Origin of the sequence: Marinilabilia sp. (genome assembly GCF_016278715.1) — a bacterium.
GTDB lineage: Bacteria > Bacteroidota > Bacteroidia > Bacteroidales > Marinilabiliaceae > Marinilabilia.
Window position 1 is genome coordinate 1 of record NZ_JADQBH010000077.1, and the last position, 8,014, is coordinate 8,014.

General features: G+C 41.2%; 5 protein-coding genes. 3 read left to right on the plus strand and 2 right to left on the minus strand.

Annotated features, from left to right (window positions below; translation table 11 throughout):
- Positions 1-283 precede the first annotated feature (283 nt).
- Complete coding sequence (gene gcvT / locus QZZ43_RS05015) at positions 284-1,372, minus strand: glycine cleavage system aminomethyltransferase GcvT (protein WP_291856829.1); 1,089 nt, start codon at positions 1,370-1,372, stop codon at positions 284-286.
- A gap of 454 nt (positions 1,373-1,826) precedes the next feature.
- On the opposite strand from gcvT, the gene QZZ43_RS05020 reads away from it, so the two are divergent.
- Positions 1,827-2,303, plus strand: coding sequence for an Hpt domain-containing protein (locus tag QZZ43_RS05020; protein WP_291856830.1), 477 nt, complete (start codon positions 1,827-1,829; stop codon positions 2,301-2,303).
- Positions 2,303-2,617 carry an STAS domain-containing protein gene (locus QZZ43_RS05025; protein WP_291856831.1) on the plus strand — a complete coding sequence of 105 codons (315 nt, stop codon included), beginning with the start codon at positions 2,303-2,305 and terminating at the stop codon, positions 2,615-2,617. The genes QZZ43_RS05020 and QZZ43_RS05025 overlap by 1 nt, the downstream gene beginning before the upstream one ends.
- Before the next feature lie 127 nt (positions 2,618-2,744).
- On the opposite strand, the gene clpB is transcribed toward QZZ43_RS05025, so the two are convergent.
- On the minus strand, positions 2,745-5,330 hold the full coding sequence (clpB, locus tag QZZ43_RS05030; RefSeq protein ID WP_291856832.1) for an ATP-dependent chaperone ClpB: 2,586 nt from the start codon (positions 5,328-5,330) through the stop codon (positions 2,745-2,747).
- A gap of 246 nt (positions 5,331-5,576) precedes the next feature.
- On the opposite strand from clpB, the gene QZZ43_RS05035 reads away from it, so the two are divergent.
- Positions 5,577-7,514: a hypothetical protein gene (locus tag QZZ43_RS05035; RefSeq protein WP_291856833.1), complete on the plus strand. Its 1,938-nt coding sequence runs from the start codon at positions 5,577-5,579 to the stop codon at positions 7,512-7,514.
- Positions 7,515-8,014 lie beyond the last annotated feature (500 nt).

The following is an 8,014-nucleotide window of genomic DNA, read 5'->3' on the forward strand; positions in this document are numbered from 1 at the left end:
TTCTTTAAAAAATGGATTTCATCCCTTAAACCCTGATCCCGATTATGGTTTTGTGAGGTTTTGATTTCCCAAGGCAAACAAAAAACTATTTCGGGACAAAAAACTTATTTCATGATTATTGCTACACCCGACATTGATTCAAGCAAGAATTGCAAGAACTTGAAAATATTTATTTTGGACAAGGTTGAACCTATATTATTTTGTTAGTTTCTTTGGTGTATCTGTGCTTTGAATTCCTACTACTGACTAATTTACTTTTATCGGAGATTCTCCGAAAACTTCATTACAAATCAACAAAGGGAAGTTTAACCACTTTCGCTTTGACATCTTTGTTCCTGATTCGGATAAATATTTCGGTTTCAGGTTTCCAAAAACCTTTTTTCAGATAGCCCATCCCGATGCCCTGTTTCAGCATTGGCGACATGGTGCCGGAAGTAACAGTCCCAATGACATAACCATCAGAACCGACAATTTCATATCCGTGACGGGGAATTCCTCTTTCCTGAAGAACAAAACCCTTCAGTCGTCTTTCCACCCCTTCAGTCTTTTGCTTTTCGAACAAATCGCGGGAAATAAAATCATTCCCGTCCACCAATTTGGTAATCCATCCAAGTCCGGCCTCCACCGGTGATGTAGAATCGTCCAGATCATTTCCGTAAAGAGCAAGCCCGGCCTCCAGCCGCAGCGTGTCTCTGGCTCCAAGTCCGGCAGGTTGTAATCCAAACTCTTTTCCGGCTTCCATCACGACATTCCAAAGATCAGGTGCCTCCTTATTGAAAACATACAATTCAAAGCCTCCCGAACCGGTATATCCGGTATTGGAGATAATCACATTTTCAGCATTGGCCACTTTTCCACAAGTAAACGAATAATAAGACACAGCGGAGAGATCAACACTGGTGAGTTTTTGAAGAATTTCAGCCGCTTTTGGTCCCTGCACAGCAATCAAAGAGATTTTATCACTTGCATTTTCCAGTTCTGCACCAAAAGAATTATTTTCATTTATCCAGTTCCAGTCTTTCTCTATATTGGAAGCATTCACCACCAGCATATATTTTTCCGCTTCATAATGATAAACAATCAGGTCGTCCACAATTCCACCCTGGTGATTGGGAAGACAAGAATACTGGGCTTTGCCCACAGGCAGAGCAGATATATCATTGCTGGTGACATACTGAATGAGTTTTTGAGCGTGGGGCCCTTTCACCCAGAATTCGCCCATGTGGGAAACATCAAAGATACCGGCAGCCTGTCTCACGGCAAGATGTTCCGTATTGATTCCCGAATACTCCACCGGCATATCGAATCCGGCAAACGAAACCATTTTTGCTCCTAATTTCTGATGAATATCGTTTAAAACCGTTTTTTGCATAACATAAAAAGTTGATTTAACAGAGTAGAAAAAATTAGATGGAACCTTTTTTTTAGAATAAAAGTCCTCTCTAACCACAAATTTAAACTAAAAAAAGTGGTTAAAAGAATGACAATTATTTGTAAATTTACCTAAACAAGAAAACCGGCTTCCATTTTAGCCAGTATTATTCATGAATTATCGTTATGAGACGTTTAAAAATCAAGAACTACAATCACCCGCAGATAAAATAGAGGTAGGAAATAATTAATTATTTTCAAATTCATTTCATTGAGGACGTTTTATATTTTGCAGATTGTTTGGATATCGGAATAGATAATTTGTGAAACGAAGTTCGACGAGGTTAATATTGATGGTTAGATGACAATACAATATTCGGTATCATTTCGTTGGTGATGTCATTTTTATTAGATTTGTACAATTCAAATATCAAAGAAAAAGAAAATTACAGGATATGTCCAATCAACACGAATTCATCAATCTGTCGTATCTCCAGAGCATTGCAGGCGACGACAAAAGCATCATTAGAGAACTGATTACCATATTTCTGGAACAGATTCCTGAATTTACTGAAGGACTGGATAAAAGTTTTGAAGAAGAGGACTGGCGGAATGTAGCCGCCATTGCTCATAAAGCAAAATCGTCTGTTTTATCCATGGGCATGGAGGAGTTAGGAAACACGGATTTAAAAAATCTGGAGCTGATTGCCAAGGCATTTTTTGTACAAACGGTAAATAATAAACCCGAAGCCACAGAAAAAGAGGTAAAAGAGGCAAGAACCCTGGAAAAGAACCTTAAAGGATACGATGAAGAGCGCCAGAACTGGGTCAAAGAAAACAACACACCCCAAAAAATGGCCGCTATTATAGACAAATTCAAAACAGTCTTAAAAAAAGCAGAAACTGAACTAGAAACTGAAATTAAGGAATAATGGATACACTACTCAAAGTTACCCGGGAAAACAATAGAATTGTAGGAACGCTTGTGGACACTGACCGTTTGAATGCAACCATCGCGGCAGGTGTTAAGGAACAACTCAATATGAATTTACATGATCAGGGAACTCATTTTACATTAAATCTTCAAAACATAAAATTTATTGACAGTACCGGAATCGGAGTTCTCATCTCCGCTTTAAAAACGGCGCGACAAAACAATGGAGACTTTTACCTGACCAATATTGCTAAGGAGGTCATGGATCTTTTGACACTCATGAAACTGGATCAGGTTTTTGACTTCGAATAGCATTCCCGAAACAATAATATCCAGCACCTACTTAACATCACTTTTTGTTGGATGTTTGAGTATCCATAAAAAAGTCCATGCGGAACCCTTCCACATGGACTTTTTTGGTTTTTGTATAACTTCCAGATTAATTTCTAAAGACCAGCTTTCCTTCCACAAAATCAACCATAATAGGTTGCTCTTTATTCACCTCATCAGCCAGCAGTTTCTTTGACAAATCATTCAGGACATACCGCTGCAGGGCCCTTTTAATAGGCCTGGCACCAAACAGGGGATCAAAGCCTACCTCGGCCAGGTGGTCAATGGCCGCTTCACTCATTTCAATAGCTACATCCTGGGTTTTCAGTAATCTGGCAATCTGCTCAAACTGCAACTTGACGATTTCCCGAATCTCCTCTTTTGTCAGGGGAGAAAAAGTGATGATGTCATCAATCCTGTTCAAAAACTCAGGCCGGATAGTTTGCTTCAGTAATGCCATTACCTCCTGACGGGTTTTTTCTGCTATGGCGTCAGAGAATTCGGACGCGCCGGCTTCTTCAAAATTCTTTTGAATCAGATGAGACCCCACATTTGAGGTCATAATTATAATGGTATTTTTAAAATCGGCATGACGCCCCTTATTGTCGGTCAATCTTCCATCGTCCAGGACCTGAAGCAAAATATTAAATACATCAGGGTGCGCTTTTTCAATTTCATCAAGCAATATCACCGAATAAGGTTTACGCCTGACGGCCTCGGTTAGCTGACCACCTTCATCATATCCCACATATCCCGGAGGTGCCCCAATCAATCTGGAAACGGAGTGACGCTCCTGATACTCGGACATGTCAATGCGCGTCATCAAATCCTCATCATCGAAAAGAAACTCCGCCAGTGCACGTGCCAATTCTGTTTTACCCACACCGGTAGTTCCCAGAAAAATGAAAGACCCAATGGGACGACGAACGTCCTGCAGTCCGGCCCGGCTCCTGCGCACTGCATCTGCAACTGCAGCAATGGCTTCATCCTGGCCAATAACCCGTTTGTGCAACTCATCTTCCAGTTTTAATAATTTCTGACGTTCGCTCTGAAGCATACGCGTTACCGGAATACCAGTCCACCGACTCACAATTTGTGCCACATCTTCTGCATCTACCTCCTCTTTAATCATGGCACTATCCGACTGTTGTTCTGCCAGTTGCACCTGTAGTTTTCCGATGGTTTCATTGGCCTCTTTTATTCTCCCGTAACGCAATTCAGCCACTTTCTCGTACAAACCTTCCCGTTCAGCGCGGTCGGCTTCAAACTTATATTGCTCAATGGCCTCTTTGTTTTTTTGAATTAGCTCAACAATGCCTTTTTCCTCTTCCCAACGGGCGCGAAGTCCGTTGCGTTCTTCTTTTAGATTTGATATTTCCTCACTCAGTTCATTCACTTTTTTCTTATCTCCTTCCCGGCGAATGGCTTCCCGTTCAATCTCCAGCTGTTTGATTCTTCGTTCAATTTCATCAATCTCCTCAGGAACAGAATTCATCTCCAGACGGAGCTTGGATGCAGCTTCATCAATCAGGTCAATAGCTTTATCGGGCAAAAACCGGTCGGTAATGTAACGTTTAGACAACTCAACGGCTGAAATAATGGCCTCGTCTCTGATTCTAACTTTATGGTGAGTCTCATAACGTTCTTTCAATCCACGCAAAATAGAGATAGCCGAAGTCAGATCAGGCTCATCTACCATTACAACCTGGAAGCGGCGCTCCAGTGCTTTGTCTTTCTCAAAATACTTTTGATACTCCCCAAGCGTGGTTGCACCAATGGCTCTCAACTCTCCACGTGCCAGGGCAGGCTTAAGAATATTGGCAGCATCCATAGCCCCTTCACTTTTACCAGCCCCCACCAGGGTATGTATCTCATCGATAAAAAGCACAATTTCGCCATTGCTGTTAACGACCTCTTTCACCACGGCTTTCAAACGCTCTTCAAATTCACCCTTGTATTTGGCTCCGGCAATCAGAGCGCCCATATCGAGTGAAAAAATCCGCTTACTCTTCAGATTCTCAGGCACATCACCATTGATAATCCGATGGGCCAATCCTTCTGCGATGGCAGTTTTTCCCACCCCCGGCTCACCAATCAGGATAGGATTGTTTTTGGTTCTTCGTGAAAGAATCTGCAGAATGCGCCGAATCTCTTCATCCCGCCCAATAACCGGGTCCAACTTCCCTGTCCGTGCCTGTTCGTTGAGATCGATGGCAAAACGCCCCAAAGCATTGAAAGAATCTTCTGCCGACTGGCTATCTACTTTGCTGCCTTTCCGGAGTTCCTCAATGGCCTGTTTCAGTCCTTTTTCTGTCATTCCCGCATCTTTCAACATCTTGGAAACCGAATCGCCACCTTTAAAGATTCCCATCAGCAAATGTTCAACGCTGGCAAACTGGTCACTCATTTCTTTGGAAAAGTTAACGGCTTTTTGAAGACTCTCATTGGCATCCCGGCTAAGATAAGGCTCACCTCCACTCACTTTTGGGTACGACTCAATCATCTTGTTCAAAACAGGCAATATCTGCCCTACCCCCATCTTGTTAAACAAAAATCGGGAAACATTCTCTTCAACTTCCAATACTCCCTTCAGCAAATGCCCGTTTTCGATAGCCTGATGCTGATATCCTCCGGCAATTTGAAAGCCCTGTTGAATGGCCTCTTGAGCCTTTATGGTAAATTGATTCAAATTCATATATTTCAATTTTTTTATATTATTGTTTGTTTAAAACTCAATCGTTTTCAAAAAATTACTTCAAGCATCCTGCCACATACAACGTGCTGTCAAACTGACATAAAAAACATTATCTCGTGTGTCATAACTTCAGCTCCATTAACCTTATTTAGTAAACTCAAATCAGCAAACAATGGAAAAAACTAATAAAAAAATACTTATTTTAGTGCACCCCAAAACCAGCTCTATTTCTCAAACTAAACAATAATGATATTTTATAAAGTCTCAAATATTCACACTAAATTCCACAATTTCAGAGGAAGGTTCAAGTACCTTTTTTTATATAAGTTCATCTTAATCATTTCGTTTCTTTCCGGAGTGAGTCTTCATGCTCAAAACCCCGACACCACTGTAATTATTCGCAATGATACCACTATCCAATTTGTGCAACCCAACAACCGGGAGCAGCCCTTACAGGGTAAAACAATCGAAGATATATTGAAAGACTACTCCGACCGAAATCTGTTTAGCCGAAAACTCCATGAATGGATGGTAAAAAGCAGTATCAACGACTCCGGAATAATAAACAACGAATCAACAACAGATCCTACCTCCCTCTACGACGGTCGTGAAATCAAAAACATCGATATCCGACACGTCCAACCCTTTGGTGCTACGGTAGATGATACCGTCTCTATTGCAGACACATGGCTTACCCGGGTGGGCAATAAATTGAGATTTGAAACCGCTACGGGTCTCATAATAAAAACCATCACTTTTGAGGAAGGACAAATATTATCAAGCACAGATTTAACAGACAGTGAGCGCTTATTACGTTCTTTCTCCTTTATTAATGACGTAAGGATTGTTGTATGGCCTCATCCCTACATTCCAGGATCAGTAAATGTGAGCATTTATGTACAGGACAGATACCCTCACGCCTTTTCGCTTGGATTAACAGACCAGAATCCTTCCTTTACCCTGATAAATAAAAATTTATTTGGCCGGGGTTTTTCCTTGTCACACACCCTGGTTACTCCTACCATCGACGTTGCCACATGGGGCTTTAGAGAAACTTTTGGAGCAGAAAATGTTTTGGGAAAATATTTGAATTTCGAAATCGATTATTCAAATATTGAAAATCTGGAACTGATTCACGGAAATCTAAAAAAAGACTTTGTCCTACCAGAGATAAAATATGCCGGCGAAATATCTGTAAACCGTTCATTCATTAATCCCAAAATCAGAGAATATCCAGCTATCCCGTGGGAGCCTCCGCTAAATTATCTGCGACAAAACTTCTACATCGGGCGTTCATTTTTATTAAACAACCCGGACAATCCGCTTCGTTCCAACATATACATTCTGGGCCGTTATCTCGACATTAATTTGTTCGAAGAACCTTCGCCCTCAGGTATGTTTTCTGAAGGAAGATTTTATTTCGGAGGACTGGCCTTCTCCCGCCGCGGCTATTACAAAAACAATTTAATTTACTCTTTTGGGCGCACGGAAGACGTTCCTCACGGAATGCTCACAAGCTTCTCCTATGGCTACCACCAGGGACCAGACATCAGACGTCATTTTGCAGCCATTCACTACAGCACGGGACGAGCCCTTATTCCCTCCAGAGGGTATCTTTTTTTAAGCGGAGACATCGGTTCCTACTTCAGTTCAAACGCATTGAGTCAGGGTTTTCTAAAGCTCTCGGGTGAATACATCACCCCACTAATGAATGTGGGCAACAGCAAAATGAGAAGCTTTTTTGAATTGCAATATATTACCGGACTGAAACGAAAAGAAGGCGAATACCTATCCATCGATGAAGATGTTAACGGGCTTCACCGGTTCGACTACAAAAACACTATCCGGGGTTCTGAAAAAGTCGTTTTAAAAACAGAACAGGTATTCTTTACGAGAATGGAGCCACTTGGATTTAAGTTTGCCTTTTTTACCTTTTTCGACACCGCTTTTCTTCAGGAATCAGACAGTCCTTCTCTGTTCCGGAGCACCCCCTATTTCAGTTTTGGAGGAGGACTTCGCATACGCAACGACAACCTTGTTTTTAACACTTTACAGATTAGGTTGTCTATTATGCCCCGGGTGCCGGAGGGAGAACTGCCATTCAGTTTTCGTACCAGCGGCGAATCTTTAAAAAATTTCAGGGACTTTGTTCCGCTTCAGCCCGGGAGCCCTGTGTTCTATTAGTGATCTTTTGATTTTGTTATTGTGCGTTTTTTCCTTGCTTAGGGTTTGTAATAAAAAAAATTGACAGATTTAACGAAGTTATTTCCGCACAATCCCTTAATCCATAGCATGGGAAAATGAAACTTTACCAAATCCAATACGTAAAATTTGGTAACAAGCAGTTCTGAGAAGTCAAATAGGTTCTTTTATTAACACAACAAAAAATTATTTCCGAATAAAGTACTTAATTTTCTGAATTTTTGAATAACTTTGAGTAACCACAAGCTAGGGCCATAACTTTATCTAAGATTATTTTCATGAAATCAAATAGAACAATAACATTATTTTTGGCAATCTTTTTTTCGTTGCTCTTTTCCTCCGGAACAAGTTCACAGCCGGCAGATAAAATTTACTCCGATTGCTTTCTGGAGATTCAGAACGGTTTTGTTCACAACAGTCAACCTATGAAGGCGCTTCTGACCGGTTCGGAAGTTGCCGAATTCAGGACTACTTTGTTCGAA